Origin of the sequence: Gemmobacter fulvus (assembly GCF_018798885.1) — a bacterium.
Lineage (GTDB): Bacteria > Pseudomonadota > Alphaproteobacteria > Rhodobacterales > Rhodobacteraceae > Gemmobacter > Gemmobacter fulvus.
Map to the genome: position 1 here is coordinate 730189 of NZ_CP076361.1, position 17790 is coordinate 747978.

The window sequence follows — 17790 nt, forward strand, 5'->3', positions numbered from 1 at the left end:
CGCGCCTTGGGATCACCGCGCGAACAGCTTCAGCCAGATGCCATCCCGGGCCCGCACCGTCAGATGCGCCACCGGCACCGGCACCTTGTCTGCCACCGTCTCAAAGCGATAGGCGCGCAGGATCATCGCCAGCAGCAAAGGCCCCTCCACCATGGCAAACCCCGCACCGGGGCAGACGCGCTGGCCTGCGGAAAACGGGATATAGGCAGTGCGCAGACAGGCCTTGCCATTCTCGGTCTCGAACCGCGCCGGATCAAAACCATCCGGGTTGTCCCACAGCCGCTCATGCCGGTGCAGATGCCAGGGAGACAGCACGATCTGCGCGCCTTTCGGCACCGCCCGCGCCCGCATCGTCACCGGGCAGCGCGCCTCGCGCACCATCATCGGCACCGGCGGATAGAGCCGCATCGCCTCGCGGAACACCGCGCGGGCCACGCGCAACCGGCCAAGCGCGGCGAAATCCGGCTCTGCCCCCAGTTCCGCCTGCGCCTCGGTGGCCAGCCTGTCCTGCCATTCGGGATGTGTCGCCAGCAGATAGAGCGCCCAGGCCAGCGCCGAGGCCGAGGTTTCATGCCCGGCCAGAAAAAAGATCGCCACCTGATCGACCATTTCTTCGGTGTCGAAACATGCCCCGGTCAGCGGGTCGGGCGTCGACATGATCTTGCTGGCCAGATCATCCGGTGCCGTGCCATGCGCCAGCGCCCGCGCCCGATCCGCCGTCAGCCGGGTGATCAACTGCCGGATCCGCGCCGCTGTGCGTCTGGTGGTGCGCCGGTGAAACCGGGGCAGCCAGCGCGGCAAGGGCACCAGTGCCGCCAGATTGAGGATCGGCTGCGCCTGCTGATGGCTGCGGAACTCTGCAAAGACCTCGCCCGCCACCTGATCCTCGATCGGTAGCGAAAACAGCGTCCGAAAGATCACATCCGCCGCGACATGGCTGGTTTGCAGCTCGATCTCCTGCGCGCGACCATCTGCGAAGGGGGCCAGCCGCGTCACCGCCGCCTGCCCTGCCGCCCACATCGCACCGAACGTGTCGCGCAGCCGCCCGCCCTCAAAAGCCGGGTCGATGATCCGGCGCTGGCGTTCCCAGGTGGCACCATTGGTCACAAAGACCGAATTGCCCAGCAAGGGCCGCAACCCCTCGCGCACGCGGTCGCTTTTGGGAAAATCCTCGGGGCGCTGTTTCAGCACCAGATCGACCAGCGCCGGGTCGTTGCACATATAGCTGCGAAAGAACGGTGTGCGGAATTCCGCCATCCAGGCGCGATAGAGCCGCGCGGGCTGCGCTGACAACAGATCGCGCCGGAACAGCCGCAGATACCGCCACAGCGATACTTTGTCAGGCCGGGCAAGGGGTTTGGGCGGGATCATGCCACAGTCGTATAGCGGTTCACCGCGCGATCAATGCGGCTTTTCGACGAGGGCCGCGCGCCAAACCGCTGCGTCAGTGTCAGCGGCCCCGCCGTCACCCGGAAGTAATCATAATCCGTCGGCGTGCCGGGCAGATTGTCGAAGGCGCAGAGATACTGGAAATGCAGCCGGAAAAACCGCCAGCGCAGCGCCGCCCAGGTTTCAGGGCGCAGGGTCTGGGTGAAGGCCGCCGAAAACACCAGCGGCCAGCGCTGCCCCTCGGGTGCCACGCCCGAAACCGCCACCGGATCACACAACGCAAAGGCACAGCCATCTCCCGGCGCAGTCACATCAACCCAGGTCAGCGCGTCGGACGCGGCCAGATACTGCAGATCGCCGCGCAGGCGCTTCGCTTCGGGCAGAAAGCTGACCATCGGCACCACCTGCCCCAGCGACAGGAAAGACAGCACCGGCGCCTGCGCAGGCAGCCCCGCGCGGATCAGATCGGCCAGAATCGACACCGCCAGATGCGCGCCGGACGAATGGCCCACCACCAGCACCTCGTCATAGGGCAGCAGCAGCGCCTCGGCGATGGTCATGCGAAACGCGGCCATGCGCGCCTCGAGGGCGGCAGGGTTCGCGCCACGCGACTGCGCCGAATAGGCGTAATCATGCATCAGGTAATAGGCGAAAAACTTGCCGTCCTTGCGTTTGAACCAGCGCAGCATGGCCACCACCGCCGCCGTGCCCAGCCCCGCCGCCAGCGCCGCGCCGATCTGCCCCGGCACCACCGCCATCGCCAGCCCCACGATGCCCGCCCCCAGCCCAAGTGCCAAAGCCAGTTGCAGCAGCAGGGCAAAGATCGGATAGAGCGCCGCAATGATCGGCCCCTTGCGCAGCCGCATCAGCCGGAACAGCGCGCCCGAGCCGATATAGGCCCAGGCTGTGCGCAGCAGTTGCAGATAGGTGCCGGGGATGCCCTGATCCATGCTGTCTTTCACGATGTCAGACCAGACCAGCACCTCGACATCGGTTTCGACACTGCGGCCCTCAAGCTCGGCGCGCACATGCCAGCCATAGGGCCCGCGCAGCTTTTTCGGCTTCAACTCCATCGCATAGCCAGAGAGCGCCGCTTGCGCGGCCCCTTCCTTGCGATAAAGCTCGCGGTAGCGGCGCGGATGGATCGGATCATAGCCCGGAATGTAAAACACCCTGCGGCGGAACACCCTGCCCCGGCGGCCCTCGGGCGGATCGCCCGGCATCGAAGATGGTGCCGACTCGTTCATGGTCTACTCGTCCTGCCGTGCAGACCTGCAGCCTGCCTGCCCAATCGGGCAAAAATGCGGTCAGAACCCCCGGGCGTCAACCCAGCGTGGCCAGGAAGGGGAAGGTCTCCAGCAGGTAGAACGAGAAATCCGACAGCGCCCCCGTGACCAGCGCCAGCCCGACCAGAAGCAGCAGCAGGCCCATCGCCCGCTCGATCAGCTTCATGTGGCGCTTCAGCCGCGTCATCAGGCCAATCGCCCGTTCGATGAACAGCGCCGCGAGCAGGAACGGCAGGCCCAGCCCCACCGCATAGATGCCCAGCAACGCGGTGCCGCGCGTCATGCTGGCCTCATTCGCGGCCAGCGACAGGATCGCGCCCAACTGCGGGCCGATGCAGGGGGTCCAGCCAAAGGCGAAGGCCAGCCCCAGAACATAGGCCCCCAGCGCCGATCCGCCCTGCTCTCCGGCGTCCAGCCGCGCCTCGCGGTCCAGCATCGGAATGCGGAACACGCCCAGAAAATGCAGGCCCAGCACGATCACCATTGCACCCGAAATCTTGGCGAAAAGTTCCTGATTTTTCAGGAAAAACGCACCGAAGGCCGAGGCGGTGAAACCCAGAAACAGGAACACGGTCGACAGGCCCATGACGAAAAACAACGCGGGCAATAGGATACGCCGACGGGCGGCGCTGCCATCGGCGCGCATTTCGGGCATGGAGATCCCGCCCATATAGGCAAGATAGGGCGGCACGATGGGCAGGACGCAGGGCGACAGGAAGGACAAGACCCCCGCCATTAACGCGACCAGCATCGCGGGCAGCATTCCCGCATCGAACAGATCAATTCCGAACATCTCGCCTCCGGCTTCTGCTGCGGTGATACTGCACTGCGGCCTCTGCGTCACGGGCAGAAGGGTCACATCCCTGTGCGCAGCGCACAGTGGCGATGGATTTGGCTGGCGACAGTCCCCCGCCGCTTGCTATCTGCCCGCAAGACATCACGAAGGGCGCGCAGATGCAGCACGATGCGGATCTGGATTGTGAAGGGCTGATCTGCCCGCTGCCGGTGCTGCGGGCGCGCAAACGATTGCTGGCGCTGGCGCCCGGCCTGATCCTGCGCGTGCGCGCCACCGATGCGATGGCGGCGGTGGATCTGCCGCATTTCTGTGCCGGGGCGGGCCATGACTATCTGGGCGCAACCGCCCTCGGGCCGGCTACGGCGCATTTCATCCGGCGCGGCACATGAAAACGCCGGGCGCAAAGGCCCGGCGTTTCCCATTTCGGTTCGGCAGGGATCAGCGGCCCAGCGACCACCAGCCCTTGCGTTTGGCCTTCGGCTCGTCGTCCTCGGCAGCCTCGGCTTCTGCCGGATCGGCGCTGACGGCTTCCAGCACGGGCTCCATTCCCGGATCTGCCTGAAGCACGGGCGCTGCGGGCTGCGGCGGCACTTCGGCCACCGGCGCGGCAACAGGCGCCTCAACAACCGGGGCTGCTGCAACGTCGGCCTCGGGTGCTGCCGCTGCGGCTTCCGCCTCGGCGGCAGCCTTGGCTTTGGCCTTGGCGCTGCTTGTGGTGCGGGTGCGGGTCGATTTCAGCTTGGGCGCCGGTTCTGCCGCATCCGCCACGGCCTCACCCTTCTCGGCGGCTGCCGCCTTGGGGGCTTTGGCTTTGGACGTGGCAGGCTTGCTGGTCTTGGCCGCAGTGGTCTTGGTTCCAGCCGCCTTGCCTGCCGCCGATTTGGAGGATTTGGCGGCCGGTTTCGCAACCACCTCTGCCTCGGCTTCGGCCACCGCGACCTCGGCCATAGCTTCGGCCACCACCGTGGCTTCGGCCTCGGCCATTGTCGCAACCGGCGCAGTCACGGCATCGGCTGCGGGGGCCTCCACGGCCTCTGCCTCGTCCTCTTCCCCGTCCAGATCGTCTTCGTCCTCGTCGTCCGATCCGGTTTCATTGCCATTCTCGTCCCGATACTTGGACGAACCACCGCGGCCCCGACGGCGACGGCGACGTTTTTTCTTCGATCCGTTGCCGCCTTCGCCGTTGCCCTCACCGTCGGCATCACCCCGGGCTTCGGCCTCGGCCTCGTCAGCCTCGTCTTCTTCCTCGTCCAGCGGCAGATCGGGATCTTCCTCTTCTTCCGCCACAGGTGCGCCCATCAGCGCCGCATTGCCGGAAATCACCGCCGACATATCCGGCACAACCCGCACCGCCGTCTTGAACTTCTCGATGCTGAAATCGGGGCTGATCATATGCGGATCGGCCTCCAGCCGCACCGCCATGCCATAACGCGCCTCGATCAGCGCGATATGTTCGCGCTTGTTGTTGATCAGATAGTTGATCACCGCAACCGGCGCTTTCAGCAGCACCTCTTTGGAGCGTTTGCGCGTGCCCTCTTCTTCCAGCGCGCGCAGGATTTGCAGCGCGAGACTGTCATCCGAGCGGATCAGGCCAGTGCCATGGCAATGCGGGCAAGGCTGCGTGGTGCTTTCCAACATGCCGGGGCGCAGGCGCTGGCGGCTCATCTCCATCAGGCCAAAGCCCGAGATGCGCCCCACCTGAATCCGCGCACGGTCGGTTTTCAGCTTGTCTTTCAACCGCTTCTCGACCGAGGCATTGTTGCGGCGCTCTTCCATGTCGATGAAGTCGATCACGATCAGGCCGGCCAGATCGCGCAGGCGCAACTGGCGCGCCACCTCATCCGCCGCTTCAAGGTTGGTCTTGAGCGCGGTTTCTTCGATCGAGCCTTCCTTGGTGGCCCGACCCGAGTTCACGTCGATCGCCACCAGCGCCTCGGTCACACCGATCACGATGTAACCACCGGATTTGAGCTGCACTACCGGGTTGAACATGCCTGCCAGATAGCTCTCCACCTGATAGCGCGCGAACAGCGGCATAGGCTCGGCATAGCGCTGCACCACCTTGGCGTGGCTGGGCATGATCATGCGCATGAAGTCCTTGGCGGTGCGGTAGCCGCCCTCGCCTTCGACCAGCACTTCGTCAATCTCGCGGTTATAAAGGTCGCGGATCGAGCGTTTGATCAGATCGCCTTCCTCATAGATCGGCGCGGGCGCGATGGAGCGCAGCGTCAATTCGCGGATCTGTTCCCACAGGCGCATGAGGTATTCATAGTCGCGCTTGATTTCCGGCTTGGTGCGTTTGGCCCCGGCCGTGCGGATGATCAGGCCGGCACCTTCCGGCACCTCCATCTCGCCCGCGATTTCCTTCAGCTTCTTGCGATCCGCCGCCTGGGTGATCTTGCGCGAAATGCCGCCCCCGCGCGCGGTGTTCGGCATCAGCACGCAATAGCGCCCGGCCAGCGACAGATAGGTGGTCAGGGCCGCACCCTTGTTGCCACGCTCTTCCTTCACCACCTGCACCAGCATGATCTGGCGCATCTTGATGACTTCCTGGATCTTGTAGCGCCGGGCGCGCGGCTTGCGCGGGGCCCGGATTTCTTCGGCCACATCCTCTTCGGCGACGGATTCGATCTCGTCATCGACATCGGCGGCGTGATCGACCGCTTCGTAATGCGCTTCGGACTGGCTGCGCTCCGAGGCGATTTCGGCACGGTCGGCGTTGCGGCTGACAAACAGCGCATCGGCGCCGGTTTCTTCACCCAGATCAACGACATCCATGCCCTTGATTTCGGGCGCTTCTGCGTCCGCCACCTCGGCGCTGATCACCGCATCATCAGAGGCCACCGCCTCGGCCTGAGCATCGGACCGGCCATTGCCATTGCCGTTCGGGCGCGGTTTCTGCCCGTTGCGATTGCCGCCCGACCGCGAACGCGAACGGTTGTCCTCGTCCTCTTCGGCGCGTGCCAAGGCCCGCTCTTCATCCAGCAGGGCTTTGCGATCCGCGACGGGGATCTGGTAATAATCGGGGTGAATTTCGGCAAAGGCGAGAAAACCGTGGCGGTTGCCGCCGTAATCGACAAAGGCCGCCTGAAGCGAAGGCTCCACGCGGGTCACTTTGGCGAGGTAGATATTTCCTTGCAGTTGCCGTTTGTTTACGGTCTCGAAATCGAATTCCTCGACCTTGTTTCCGTCGACCACGACCACCCGAGTTTCCTCGGCGTGGGTGGCATCAATAAGCATTTTCTTGGCCATTGTGTTCCATTGCGCCACGGCAATCCGCGCCCGTCGGGGCAAGCCCCGATGCGTGTGCAGCGTTGCGGTTGGCGGCTTGTTCGGGCGAGGCTGCGGGATGCAGACAGTGCAGCGCGGGCCAGAAGCCCCCTGTCACCTGTCTTCACATCTGTCACGCGGCTCATCGCGGTTCTATATCCCAGGCACCAAGGGTACCTATCCTGAACGCCAGCACTCCTGAGGGCTTACCCCCGGCTTGACGGCAAAATTGCGGCCTCGCGGCCAGTGAAATCTGCGGCAGGCGCTGCTTTCGGACCAGTGGTCCGTTCCGCGCGCCCGGCAGCGAAACTGATGCACGCGGTGCGGTTTTGTAACCGCAATACCCACGTCTGATGACAATAAGGGCAGCGGGCGCGAAAACACAATGACTAATTGGCGGTCCGCAGGGGGCCAGAGGCCTGCAAGGGCCGCCCCAGCCAGCCAAACCGGCGTAGCGGGCGGCCCTTGCGCTGTTTAAACGTAGTCAGACCGGCTCAGGCCGTATTTCGCCATCTTTTCGTTCAGCGTGCGGCGCGGCAGGCACAATTCTTCCATCACCGCGACAATGCTGCCCTTGTGGCGGCGCATCGTGTTGTCGATCAACATGCGCTCAAACGCATCCACATAGTCTTTCAGCGGCTTGCCTTCGGTGGTCAGCGCCGGCCCCGAGGCCTCGTTATCCGCCATCAGCAGCGAGGCGATGGAGCCGGAGCCACGGCGGTTTTGCAGCACGGCGCGTTCGGCGATATTGACCAGCTGGCGCACATTGCCGGGCCAGGGGGCTTGCAGCAGTTGCGCCGCCTCCTGTGCCGTAACGGCCGGGGCGTCACAGCCATATTCTTCGGAAAACTGCTCTGACATGCGGGTGAACAACGTCAGGATGTCTTCACCGCGCGACCGCAGCGGCGGCAGCAGGATCATCATCGCGCCCAGCCGGTAATACAGATCCGGGCGCAGAATATCCTCCAGCGTCTTGTCAGGCGCGTGTTCGTTGACAATGGCGATGATGCGGGTTTCCGGCGGCGTGCCCTGATCGTTGATCAGCGTCAGCAACCGCGATTGCAGCGCATGCGACAGGCTTTCGATATCCTCAAGGCAAAGCGTGCCGCCCCGCGCCTCTTCCACCAGCGGCACACCGTCTTCGGTCGGGCCAAACAGCTTGGCGGCCAGTTGATCCTCCGACCAGGCGGCGCAGGAGATCGTCACGAATTTCTTCGACGCGCGCGGCCCCACGGCATGCAGCGCATGGGCGACCAGCGTCTTGCCGGTGCCGGTTTCGCCGTCAATCAGCACATGGCTGTCGGCCTGCCCGAGATCGAGAATATCCTCGCGCAGCCGTTCCATCACCGGGCTGGTGCCGATCAGCTTTTTCATCAGGATCGAGCCATCGCTCAGCTCGCGGCGCAGGGCGCGGTTGTCCAGCGTCAGGCGGCGCGCATTGGTGGCGCGTTTGGCAAGTTCGGTCATCCGGTCAGGGTTGAACGGCTTTTCCAGAAAATCGAAGGCGCCGATCCGCATCGCCTCCACCGCCATCGGCACATCGCCATGGCCGGTGATCATGATCACCGGCAGGCCGGAATCCATGCTCATCAACCGTTTCAGGAACGCCATGCCATCCATACCCGGCATCTTGATGTCACTGACGACGACGCCCGGAAATTCGGCGGTGATACCGGCCAGGGCCTCTTCGGCGCTGCCATAGGTTTCCGTATCGAAGCCGGACAATGCCAGCCACTGGCTGATGGATTGCCGCATATCCGCCTCGTCATCGACGATGGCGACTTTCATAGCTCGGGCCATGTGGTCCTCATTCTGCTGCTTTGGCTGCTGCCGTGTCGGTGGTGCCCGCCGTTGCGCCCAATATGGGGAGCTGCACTTCAAATACAGCCCCGCCCCCTTCGGCATTGCGCGCGGTCAGACGGCCACCCAGATCGGTGACGATGCCGGACGAGATGGCAAGGCCAAGCCCGATCCCCTCGCCCGGCTTCTTTGTGGTGTAGAAAGGTTCAAAAAGATTATCGAGATCAATGATGCCATGGCCGTTGTCGCGCACCGTCAGCGTCGCGGTTTCACCCGCCGACAAGATCAGGTCGATCTGCGGCTTGATGGTGTCTTTGGTGGCGTCGAGTGCGTTGCGCAGCAAGTTGATGATCACCTGTTCCAGCCGGATGCGATCCGCCATCACCATCACCGGCTGGCGGGGCAAGGCCCGTGTGATACGCACAACGCGCGCCTTGAGCTGCGGTTCCATCATCGACAGCGCGGTCGAGACCGAGGCGCGCACATCCACCGGCTCGAACGCCTCGCCGCCCTTGCGGGCATAGGATTTCAGCTGCCGGGTGATCGCGCCCATCCGTTCGATCAGATCGTCGATCCGCTGGAACGACGACAGCGCCTCTTCGGGACGTTTGCGCTGCAACAGCAGCCGCGCGCCCGCCAGATAGGTTTTCATCGCGGCAAGCGGTTGGTTCAGCTCGTGGCTGACCGCTGCCGACATTTCGCCCAAAGCGGCCAGCTTGGACGATTGCGCCAGCGTCAGCTCGGCCACTTCCAGGTTTTTCTGCACCTTTTCGCGCTCGGCAATCTCGCGTTGCAGCCTTGCGTTCAGCAGGCGCAACTCGGCACTCTCGCGCTGAAAGCTGACACTTTGCGACCAGGCGCGCCGCGACAACAGATAGAAGGTCACGGCCAGCAGGATGGCAAAGCCCATGATTTCCAGCGCCAGCACGCCGTTCACCCGCTCGCGCACCGAATCATAGGCGGTGAAAGTCACCATGCGCCAGCCGCGAAACGCCACGCGGCTTTCGGTTTTCATCACCGCCTCGCCGCTCACATAGGCATCGGGCGGTTCCTGCGCCCAGTCGGCAGCCCCCTGCAAGGCCCGGCGGATCGCCGAAGGCGCATCGCGCGCCTCCAGCGCCGCGCCCAGCGGCAGGCCACGCCAGCGCGGCTCGGTTGCCAGAAGCACCAGCCCTTCGCTGTCGGTCACCAGCACGGCATCCTGCAACCCCGCCCAGGCGCGTTCGTATTTCATCAGATCAACGGCCACGACGATCACGCCAAGCAGCTGATTCTCCACCCGGATTGCGCGGGAATAGGTAAAATCGAATCCCATCGCCTGTTTGGGCGCCACGGTAAAGATGGTGTCATTCAACCGCTGCGCATCAATGAATTGCGGCGCATTGCGCAGGTTGCTGCCCAGCTGCGTGCGGTTCGTCGCACCAACAATGCGCCCCTCGCCATCCAGCAGGATGATCGAGGCCGCGCCGATTTCGGCCTGAAACGAAATCAGCCGCGCCGAGGTGGTGGAATACTCCTTGCGCTCCAGCGCGCCGATCAGCTCGGGGTCGCGCGCCAGCAGCAGCGGCACCACCGAAGTGCGCTGCAATTCCGAGATCATGTTGCCCGAATAAAGCGCCAGCCGCAGTTCGGCGCGGTTGCGGGTCACTTCGGTAAACCGCTCTGACAGCCAGCGGTTGGTGACCAGAACCACCCCGATGGCCAGCAGCACCAGCAGGGCCACAACAAGCTTCACCCGCCAGGTGATGCCCGGCTCACGGGGGTCGGTGTCGGAAAGGGGCGGCGCGTGCTGCATGCGCTGCAGTCTAGGCTGCGCGCCCTGCCGCCTCAAGGGCTGCGCGGCTCAGGCCAGCGCCATCTTGCCGATCAGCCCGGCAAACAGCGTGGCCCCGTCGGTGCCGCCCTGCACCGGATCCACCACCCGCTCGGGATGCGGCATCATGCCCAGCACCCGACGGTTTTCCGACAGGATGCCCGCAATATCGGCCATGGAGCCATTGGGGTTGGCGGCATAACGGAAGGCGATACGGTCTTCGCCCGCCAGACGCGCCAGCGTGTCAGCATCGGCGGTGTAATTGCCATCGTGATGCGCCACCGGCACCCGGATCACCTGCCCCTTGGCATAGCCCGAGGTATAATCCGATCCGGTCGAGGCCACTTGCAGATCCACCGATTTGCAGATGAACTTCAGCCCGGCATTGCGCATCAGCGCGCCCGGCAGCAGCCGCATCTCGGTCAGCACCTGAAAGCCGTTGCAGATACCCAGAACATACCCGCCGCGTTCGGCATGGGCCTTGACCGCCGCACCGATGGGCGATTGCGCGGCAATCGCGCCGCAGCGCAGGTAATCGCCGAACGAAAACCCGCCCGGAACCCCAACGATATCGGTGCCTTCAGGCAGGGCCGAATCCTTGTGCCAGACCCGGACCACCTCGGCCCCCGCACGTTCAAAGGCAACGGCAAGATCGCGGTCGCAATTGGAACCGGGAAAGGTGATGACGGCGGCTTTCATGGGTGATCCTTTCAGGGCGCTGAGGATGCCCCGCCCTTAGCGCAAAGCCCGCGCCGCTTCCAGCCCCCAGCGTCACCTGAACCGGATTTTCCGCATAACCGCCCGCCGCAGCGCATATGAAAACGCCGCCGGTTTTCACCAGCGGCGCATCCTCTGACAGCCGCGTGGGCGTCAGGCGATTTCGACGGTGTATTTTTCGATCACCGTATTGGCCAGCAGCTTTTCGCACATGGCCTTGACCTCGGCCTCGACCGCTGCCGCGTCGGTTGCGGTCAGATCCAGCTCGATCACCTTGCCCTGACGCACAGCGGCCACACCGGCAAAGCCCAGCGTGCCAAGGGCATGGCGCACCGCTTCGCCCTGCGGATCGAGAACGCCGTCTTTCAGCATCACATGCACACGCGCTTTCATGGGTCTGGCCTTTCAGTTGATCAGGGTCGGCTTGGTGGTATGGGTGACATTCGAGGGCAGCACCCCAAGGCGCCGCGCCAATTCGGTATAGACATCGGCCAGCGGGCCCGGCTCGCGCACCAGACCTTCGCGGTCCGGGGCCTCAAGCCCGCGCATGTCCCACAGGCGGCAGCTGTCCGGGCTGATCTCGTCGGCCACGATCAGGCGCATGAAATCGCCCTCCCAGATCCGGCCCACCTCGATGCGGAAATCGACGAGCCGGATGCCCACGCCCATCATCACGCCGCTGAGAAAATCATTCACCCGCAGCGCCAGCGCCACCATATCATCCAGATCCTGCTGGTTGGCCCAGCCAAAGGCGATGATATGCTCTTCCGCGACCAGCGGATTGCCCAGCTTGTCGTCCTTGTAATAATATTCGACGATCGGGCGCGGCAGCGGCGTGCCTTCGGGGATGCCCAGCCGTTCGGTGATGCCGCCGGCGGCAAAGTTGCGCACGACAACCTCGACCGGGATGATTTCGGCCATGCGCACCAGCTGTTCGCGCATGTTGATGCGGCGGATGAAATGCGTCGGCACCCCGATGGCATTCAGCCCGGCCATGAAGAATTCGGACAGGCGGTTGTTCAGCACCCCCTTGCCTTCCACCGCAGCCTGCGGCGGCGTGACAGAGGTGGAGCCGTCGTCTTTGAAATACTGGATCAGCGTGCCTGGCTCCGGCCCTTCGTACAGGATCTTCGCCTTGCCTTCGTAGACCTTCTTGCGACGTGCCATGAACTTTCCCGAATCACGATGAGGACGGGAAGCCTGCGGCATCCGTCCTGTTAGCGCGGCTATAGTCCAAGCCCGGCCCTGCTGCAAGGTCGGCCCCTTGCCGCGCTTTCCCGCGCGCATGCTGCCGAAACCCTTGCAGGGCGGAACGCGGGCGGGCATATGGAGGGAAACCGGAACCAGCTTTGGGGGCCTTGCCATGACCAGCTTCGACGACCGCGAAAAAGCGTTTGAATCCAAATTCGCGCATGATGCCGAGATGCAGTTCCGGGCCGAAGCCCGCCGCAACAAACTGGCAGGTCTCTGGGCCGCCGATCTGCTGGGCAAGACCGGCGATGCGGCTGCCGCCTATGCGATGACCGTGGTCGAAGCCGATTTTGAAGAGGCAGGCATCGAGGATGTGGTGCGCAAGCTTTCCGCCGATCTGGGCGACAAGGCCTCGGCCGATGCGATCCGCGCCAAGCTGATCGAGCTGCTGCCGATTGCCAAAGCCCAGCTGATGACGGAAATCTGATCCGCAACGGCGGCGATGTGTCCTGCAGGGCCGCCCCTTCGGGCGGCCTTTTGCTTAGGGGCTGCGCAATCCCCCCGCAGGTCGCCCACAGGCGACCCCATGACGATTAAGAATTTGCCTGATCCTGCCACCCATGGCACAGGTGGACAAAGCAAAAGGGCCGCATGTGCAGCCCGTTTCCCCGTGAGGCGATATGACCGACGCACTTTCCAAACTGCTTGCCACCCGCGACTGGGTTATGGCCGATGGCGCAACCGGCACCAATCTGTTCAACATGGGCCTGTCCTCGGGTGACGCACCGGAATTCTGGAATGTCGATGAGCCCGACAATATCCGTGCCCTCTATCGCGGCGCGGTGGATGCGGGATCGGACATCTTCTTGACCAACACCTTTGGCGGCAATGCCAGCCGGTTGAAGTTGCATGGCGCGCAGGGCCGCGTGCATGAGCTGAACCGCGTCGGCGCGGCGCTGGGGCGCGAGATTGCGGATGCGGCAGGCCGCACCGTGGTGGTGGCTGGCTCGGTTGGCCCGACGGGCGAGATCATGGCCCCAATGGGCACGCTGACCCATGAAATCGCCGTCGAGATGTTTCACGAACAGGCCGAAGGTCTGAAGGCGGGCGGGGCCGATGTGCTGTGGGTGGAGACCATCTCTGCCCCCGAGGAATTCCGCGCCGCCGCCGAAGCCGCGCGTCTGGCCGATATGCCCTGGTGCGGCACCATGAGCTTTGACACCGCCGGGCGCACGATGATGGGCGTGACCTCTGCCGATCTGGCGACGCTGGTTGAAAAGCTGCCGAACCCGCCGCTGGCCTTTGGCGCGAATTGCGGCGTCGGCTCGTCCGATCTGCTGCGCACCGTGCTCGGCTTCTTTGCCCAGGGTTCGGAGCGTCCGGTGATCGCAAAGGGCAATGCGGGCATCCCGAAATACAAGGATGGGGCCATCCACTATGATGGCACGCCGGAACTGATGGGCGATTACGCCGTGCTGGCCCGCGATGCCGGAGTGCGTATCATCGGCGGCTGCTGCGGCACCATGCCTGAACATCTGCGCGCCATGCGCCACGCGCTGGAAACCCGCCCGAAAGGCGCGCGCCCCTCGCTGGAGGATATCTCGGGTCAGTTGGGGGCGTTTTCTTCGGCCTCGGATGGCACTGGTGACGATAGCGGGGCACCGCGCCGCGAACGCCGTCGCGGGCGGTAACTCTCTGATCTGAAAACGGGGCGCGGGACAAATCTCCCGCGCCCCTTTTGGTTATTTGCGGGTGATGCGCCCGTCCACGAAGGGCGTATACGGTGCGTTTGCCGCCAGATACTCGGCCGTCACATCCGCCAGATCCGGGCCGAAGTCATAGGCATTCCTGGCGTCGACAAACATCTTGAACCCGTCGCCGCCGCCCCGGACATAGTTGTTGGACACGGCAAGATACTCTTTCGCCGGGTCCAGCGGCACGAAGGCCCCGCCCTCTTGCACCATCACGTCGGAAATCCGGCTGCCCACCGCCGCTGCAGGATCAAAGCTGTATTTCAGCCCCGCCACCTGCGCGAACCGCCCGGCGTTTTCCTCGATCTGGCTGACGCCGTTTTCCAGCGCGGCCTGCACCTGCGCGCCGGTGACGGTAAAGGTGGACAGCGTGTTCTGGAACGGCAGCACCGTCAGCACCTCGCCCATGGTCACCGGCCCCGCGTCGATCGAGGCGCGCAGGCCGCCGCCATTGGTCAGCGCGATGGTCACACCCTGATCCTTGACGCGGGCCAGCATTGCCTCGGCCACCAGCGTGCCCATCGCACATTCCTGGACCCGGCAGGTTTCGCGCGATCCGTCGATGGCATCGGTGGTTTCGGCCACCACCTTCTGCCGGATCTCTTCCAGCGGTTTGGCCAGATCCGCGATCCGTGCCACCGTTTCGGCATCTTCGGCCACGGCGGCATCCATGATCAGCGGCTCGCCCACCGCCGAGACCACTTCGCCCGCGTCGTTGAAGGTCACGTTCAACTCGCCCAGAAACTTGCCATAGGCATAGGCCGAAACGATGGCCACCTGCCCCACCATGGTCGGATAAGGGCCTTCGGCATCCTCGCCGCTGTTGGACAGATAGGTGTTGGTATGGCCGCCGACGATCACATCCACGCCGGTCGTCTCTGCGGCCACCCGCTTGTCGACGCCATAGCCGGAATGGCTCAGCACGATGATCTTGTTGACGCCTTCGGCAGTCAGCCGGTCCACCTCGGCCTGCACCGCCCCGACCGGATCGGTGAAGATGATGTTCTTGCCGGGGCTGGCCAGTTCATCGGTATCCTGCGGCGTCAGCCCGATCAGGCCAAGCTTTTCGCCGCCCCGCTCGATCACCACCGATTTCGCCAGCTTGTCCTTCAACAGCGGCTCGCCCGACACATCGGCATTGGACATCAGCACCGGAAACTGCACCGCGTCCATGAAGCCGCGCAGCACCTCTGGCCCGTCGTCGAATTCGTGGTTGCCCACGGTCATCGCATCATAGCCCAGCTTGTTCATGAACTCGGCCGACATCGCGCCCTTGTAATAGGTGTAGAATAACGTGCCCTGAAACTGGTCGCCGCCATCCACCAGAATGGAGTTGTTCGACCGCGCCCGCGCCTCGGCCAGCGCACTGACCAGCCGGGCGGTGCCGCCGAAACATTCGCCCTTGCCGCTTTCTTCGGCGGAACAGCCGCTGTCGAACTTGTTGATCGGCTCGAAGCGCGCGTGGAAATCATTGGTGTGCAGAATGGTCAGCGCATAGTCCGCCGCCGCCGCCCCGCTCAGCAAGGCAAGGGCTGCCGCCGATTGCAACAAACGTGCGATCATCTGAAAACTCCCTTTCTGGTTGATCCTGCCAGAGTGCGGCGCGCCGCCGCACCTGTCAAAGACAGGCTGGTGCCCTGTCGTAACGTCAGTGTGACCTTGCGCAATCTTCCGCCGATCCTCGCAAACCATTGACCAAAACGCTTGCACGGTGCATGGAAGCCTCATGCTGATCTATAAGATCTTCCGCCGCCCCGAATGGGATGCGTTCCGCGCCGCTGGGGAAACCGAGGGCGCCCCGATTGATGTGGCCGATGGCTACATCCATTTTTCCACCGCAGCACAGGTCACCGAAACGGCCGCGAAATGGTTCGCCACCGAAAGTGATCTGGTGCTGGTCGCCGTGCGCTCTGCCCCGCTGGGCAGCGCACTGAAATGGGAGGCGTCGCGCGGCGGGGCCTTGTTCCCGCATCTTTATCGCCGCCTGCACATGGCCGATGTGGTCTGGGACAAATCCCTGCCGCTTGGCGTCAGCGGCCATATCTTCCCCGAGGGCGTGATTTGAGCCTGACTGAATCTCTGGGCCTGTGGGCCCTGCACAAATGTGATCCCGAGCGGGCGCATGGCCTGTCGCTGGCGGCGCTGCGCGCCGGGCTGGTGCCGCTGCCGGGGGTGATCACCTCGCCGCGTCTGGCCTGCACGCTAGCCGGGATGGCGCTGCCCAACCCGGTGGGCCTTGCCGCAGGTTTTGACAAGAACGCCGTGGCGCTTGGCCCGCTGATGCGGTCGGGCTTCGGTTTTCTGGAGGTGGGGGCCGCGACGCCGCGCCCCCAGCCGGGCAATCCGCAGCCGCGGCTGTTCCGCCTGACCGAAGACCGCGCGGCGATCAACCGCTTCGGCTTCAACAACGAAGGGGCCTGTGCGATTTCGGCCCGGCTGGCGCTGCGCCCGAAAGGCCCGGTGCCGGTGGGGCTGAACCTTGGGGCCAACAAGGATTCGACCGACCGCTCTGCCGATTTTGCCGAGGTGCTGGCCACCTGCGGCCCGCATATCGACTTTGCGACGGTCAATGTCAGCTCGCCCAATACCGAAAAGCTGCGCGATCTTCAGGGTCGCGCCGCGCTGACGGCGCTGCTGTCGCGGGTGATGGAGGTGCGCGCCGGGCTGGAGCGTCCGGTGCCGGTGTTCCTGAAGATCGCGCCTGATCTGACCGAAGCCGATCTGGCGGATGTGGCCGAAGTGGCGCTTGCCTCGGGCATTTCGGGCGTCATCACCACCAACACCACACTGTCCCGCGAAGGTTTGAAATCTGCACATAAAGGCGAAATGGGCGGGCTTTCGGGTGCGCCATTGTTCGAAAAGTCCACACGCGTTCTGGCGCGTCTGTCGCAGCTGACCGATGGCAGGCTGCCGCTGATCGGGGTCGGCGGCATTTCTGACGCCGATCAGGCCTGGCAAAAGATCCGGGCCGGGGCTTCGGTTGTGCAGATCTATACCGCCATGGTCTATCAGGGCCTGTCGCTGGCCGCCCGCATCGTCGAGGGGCTGGAGGCGATTGCGGCGCGGGAAGGCTTTGCCACGGTCAGCGATGCCACCGGCACCGGCCGGGGCGACTGGCTGTAAGACGGCACATCAAGATCGGCCCTCAAGCCCTTCCAGATGTTGGAGAAAGCGTCAACGGATCTATGCCCATGCCGCGCAGGGCAGCGCCCCATTTGGTGCTATCCTGCGCGCCAAAGATCAGATCCTGCGCCGGGGTTGCGGTCAGCCAGTCATTGCGCGCGATTTCGGATTCAAGCTGCCCCGGCCCCCATCCGGCATAACCCAGCGCCAGCAGCGCATCGCGCGGCCCGGCCCCCAGCGCCAGCGCTTGCAGAATATCAAGCGTGGCGGTCATGCCATAGCCGCCCGCCACCTCCATCGTGCCGCCTTGGGCATGGTAATCGCCGGAATGCAGCACAAAGCCGCGCCCCCGCTCCACCGGCCCGCCCAGATGCACGCGGATGTCACGGCCCTGCGGCGCGCGCGGAATCTCCAGATGCTCCAGCAGGCCGGAAAAGCTCAGCTCCGTCGAGGGCTTGTTGATGATCAGCCCCATCGCCCCCTCGGGCGAATGGGCACAGATCAGAATCACGCTTTTTTCAAAGCGCGGGTCGCCCATGCCGGGCATGGAAATGAGGATCGAGCCGCCAAGGTCCATGTTGCGCTCCTTCATGGGGCAAATATGGCATGGGTCAAATATGGCGTGGCGGGCGCTGCGCCTCAAGGGCAGGCGTG

The 17790-nt window shown here is 64.4% G+C and carries 16 protein-coding genes; 5 read left to right on the plus strand and 11 right to left on the minus strand.

The features are described from left to right. Positions 1-12: 12 nt before the first annotated feature. The 3 genes from KM031_RS03575 to KM031_RS03585 all read right to left on the minus strand — a co-directional run bounded on the left by KM031_RS03575 (position 13) and on the right by KM031_RS03585 (position 3468). The gene (locus KM031_RS03575; RefSeq protein ID WP_215503188.1) at positions 13-1371 is read right to left on the minus strand and encodes a cytochrome P450; all 1359 of its coding nucleotides are present in this window, start codon (positions 1369-1371) and stop codon (positions 13-15) included. Beyond that, positions 1368-2636, minus strand: coding sequence for a hypothetical protein (locus KM031_RS03580; RefSeq protein WP_371879004.1), 1269 nt, complete (start codon positions 2634-2636; stop codon positions 1368-1370). Before KM031_RS03580 ends, KM031_RS03575 begins: the two co-directional genes overlap by 4 nt. A gap of 76 nt (positions 2637-2712) precedes the next feature. Then, positions 2713-3468: a cytochrome c biogenesis CcdA family protein gene (locus KM031_RS03585; RefSeq protein ID WP_215503189.1), complete on the minus strand. Its 756-nt coding sequence runs from the start codon at positions 3466-3468 to the stop codon at positions 2713-2715. 161 nt (positions 3469-3629) lie between these two features. On the opposite strand from KM031_RS03585, the gene KM031_RS03590 reads away from it, so the two are divergent. Beyond that, positions 3630-3860 (plus strand): sulfurtransferase TusA family protein, encoded by a 231-nt coding sequence (locus tag KM031_RS03590; RefSeq protein ID WP_215503190.1) that lies wholly within the window; start codon positions 3630-3632, stop codon positions 3858-3860. Between the two features lie 49 nt (positions 3861-3909). Here KM031_RS03590 and KM031_RS03595 read toward each other — a convergent pair whose 3' ends face one another. The 6 genes from KM031_RS03595 to KM031_RS03620 all read right to left on the minus strand — a co-directional run bounded on the left by KM031_RS03595 (position 3910) and on the right by KM031_RS03620 (position 12238). Then, positions 3910-6723 carry an Rne/Rng family ribonuclease gene (locus tag KM031_RS03595; RefSeq protein ID WP_215503191.1) on the minus strand — a complete coding sequence of 938 codons (2814 nt, stop codon included), beginning with the start codon at positions 6721-6723 and terminating at the stop codon, positions 3910-3912. Positions 6724-7215: 492 nt separating this feature from the next. Continuing rightward, a complete protein-coding gene (locus KM031_RS03600; protein ID WP_215503192.1) occupies positions 7216-8541 on the minus strand; it encodes a sigma-54-dependent transcriptional regulator in 1326 nt (441 codons plus the stop codon). A gap of 7 nt (positions 8542-8548) precedes the next feature. Continuing rightward, complete coding sequence (locus KM031_RS03605) at positions 8549-10336, minus strand: sensor histidine kinase (RefSeq protein ID WP_215503193.1); 1788 nt, start codon at positions 10334-10336, stop codon at positions 8549-8551. Between the two features lie 48 nt (positions 10337-10384). Continuing rightward, on the minus strand, positions 10385-11053 hold the full coding sequence (gene purQ / locus KM031_RS03610; protein WP_215503194.1) for a phosphoribosylformylglycinamidine synthase subunit PurQ: 669 nt from the start codon (positions 11051-11053) through the stop codon (positions 10385-10387). A 171-nt stretch (positions 11054-11224) separates the two neighbouring features. Next, the gene (gene purS, locus KM031_RS03615; protein ID WP_215503195.1) at positions 11225-11464 is read right to left on the minus strand and encodes a phosphoribosylformylglycinamidine synthase subunit PurS; all 240 of its coding nucleotides are present in this window, start codon (positions 11462-11464) and stop codon (positions 11225-11227) included. Between the two features lie 12 nt (positions 11465-11476). Continuing rightward, the gene (locus KM031_RS03620) at positions 11477-12238 is read right to left on the minus strand and encodes a phosphoribosylaminoimidazolesuccinocarboxamide synthase (protein WP_215503196.1); all 762 of its coding nucleotides are present in this window, start codon (positions 12236-12238) and stop codon (positions 11477-11479) included. A 196-nt stretch (positions 12239-12434) separates the two neighbouring features. On the opposite strand from KM031_RS03620, the gene KM031_RS03625 reads away from it, so the two are divergent. Together KM031_RS03625 and bmt are read left to right on the plus strand one after the other, a co-directional pair. Next, complete coding sequence (locus KM031_RS03625) at positions 12435-12749, plus strand: DUF1476 domain-containing protein (RefSeq protein WP_215503197.1); 315 nt, start codon at positions 12435-12437, stop codon at positions 12747-12749. Positions 12750-12942: 193 nt separating this feature from the next. Continuing rightward, on the plus strand, positions 12943-13953 hold the full coding sequence (gene bmt, locus KM031_RS03630) for a betaine--homocysteine S-methyltransferase (RefSeq protein ID WP_215503198.1): 1011 nt from the start codon (positions 12943-12945) through the stop codon (positions 13951-13953). 51 nt (positions 13954-14004) lie between these two features. Here the strand turns inward: bmt and KM031_RS03635 are convergent, their stop codons facing one another. Further along, on the minus strand, positions 14005-15576 hold the full coding sequence (locus KM031_RS03635) for a bifunctional metallophosphatase/5'-nucleotidase (protein WP_215503199.1): 1572 nt from the start codon (positions 15574-15576) through the stop codon (positions 14005-14007). A gap of 163 nt (positions 15577-15739) precedes the next feature. Here KM031_RS03635 and KM031_RS03640 point away from each other — a divergent pair, with 163 nt between their 5' ends. Both KM031_RS03640 and KM031_RS03645 read left to right on the plus strand, forming a co-directional pair. Then, positions 15740-16078: a DUF952 domain-containing protein gene (locus KM031_RS03640; protein ID WP_215503200.1), complete on the plus strand. Its 339-nt coding sequence runs from the start codon at positions 15740-15742 to the stop codon at positions 16076-16078. After that, positions 16075-17136: a quinone-dependent dihydroorotate dehydrogenase gene (locus KM031_RS03645; RefSeq protein WP_215503201.1), complete on the plus strand. Its 1062-nt coding sequence runs from the start codon at positions 16075-16077 to the stop codon at positions 17134-17136. The genes KM031_RS03640 and KM031_RS03645 overlap by 4 nt, the downstream gene beginning before the upstream one ends. A 22-nt stretch (positions 17137-17158) precedes the next feature. Here the strand turns inward: KM031_RS03645 and KM031_RS03650 are convergent, their stop codons facing one another. Continuing rightward, entirely contained in the window at positions 17159-17713 is a 555-nt protein-coding gene (locus tag KM031_RS03650; RefSeq protein ID WP_215503202.1) for a YqgE/AlgH family protein, read from the minus strand. Positions 17714-17790 lie beyond the last annotated feature (77 nt).

What these genes read in the sequence shown, in the direction of transcription:
- KM031_RS03585 (WP_215503189.1), bottom strand. Translation starts at nt 3,468, where the DNA reads ATGTTCGGAATTGATCTGTTCGATGCGGGAATGCTGCCCGCGATGCTG.
- purS (WP_215503195.1), bottom strand. Translation starts at nt 11,464, where the DNA reads ATGAAAGCGCGTGTGCATGTGATGCTGAAAGACGGCGTTCTCGATCCG.
- KM031_RS03635 (WP_215503199.1), bottom strand. Translation starts at nt 15,576, where the DNA reads ATGATCGCACGTTTGTTGCAATCGGCGGCAGCCCTTGCCTTGCTGAGC.
- KM031_RS03590 (WP_215503190.1), top strand. Translation starts at nt 3,630, where the DNA reads ATGCAGCACGATGCGGATCTGGATTGTGAAGGGCTGATCTGCCCGCTG.
- purQ (WP_215503194.1), bottom strand. Translation starts at nt 11,053, where the DNA reads ATGAAAGCCGCCGTCATCACCTTTCCCGGTTCCAATTGCGACCGCGAT.
- KM031_RS03650 (WP_215503202.1), bottom strand. Translation starts at nt 17,713, where the DNA reads ATGGACCTTGGCGGCTCGATCCTCATTTCCATGCCCGGCATGGGCGAC.
- KM031_RS03580 (WP_371879004.1), bottom strand. Translation starts at nt 2,636, where the DNA reads ATGAACGAGTCGGCACCATCTTCGATGCCGGGCGATCCGCCCGAGGGC.
- bmt (WP_215503198.1), top strand. Translation starts at nt 12,943, where the DNA reads ATGACCGACGCACTTTCCAAACTGCTTGCCACCCGCGACTGGGTTATG.
- KM031_RS03605 (WP_215503193.1), bottom strand. Translation starts at nt 10,336, where the DNA reads ATGCAGCACGCGCCGCCCCTTTCCGACACCGACCCCCGTGAGCCGGGC.
- KM031_RS03575 (WP_215503188.1), bottom strand. Translation starts at nt 1,371, where the DNA reads ATGATCCCGCCCAAACCCCTTGCCCGGCCTGACAAAGTATCGCTGTGG.
- KM031_RS03620 (WP_215503196.1), bottom strand. Translation starts at nt 12,238, where the DNA reads ATGGCACGTCGCAAGAAGGTCTACGAAGGCAAGGCGAAGATCCTGTAC.
- KM031_RS03600 (WP_215503192.1), bottom strand. Translation starts at nt 8,541, where the DNA reads ATGGCCCGAGCTATGAAAGTCGCCATCGTCGATGACGAGGCGGATATG.
- KM031_RS03595 (WP_215503191.1), bottom strand. Translation starts at nt 6,723, where the DNA reads ATGGCCAAGAAAATGCTTATTGATGCCACCCACGCCGAGGAAACTCGG.
- KM031_RS03640 (WP_215503200.1), top strand. Translation starts at nt 15,740, where the DNA reads ATGCTGATCTATAAGATCTTCCGCCGCCCCGAATGGGATGCGTTCCGC.
- KM031_RS03625 (WP_215503197.1), top strand. Translation starts at nt 12,435, where the DNA reads ATGACCAGCTTCGACGACCGCGAAAAAGCGTTTGAATCCAAATTCGCG.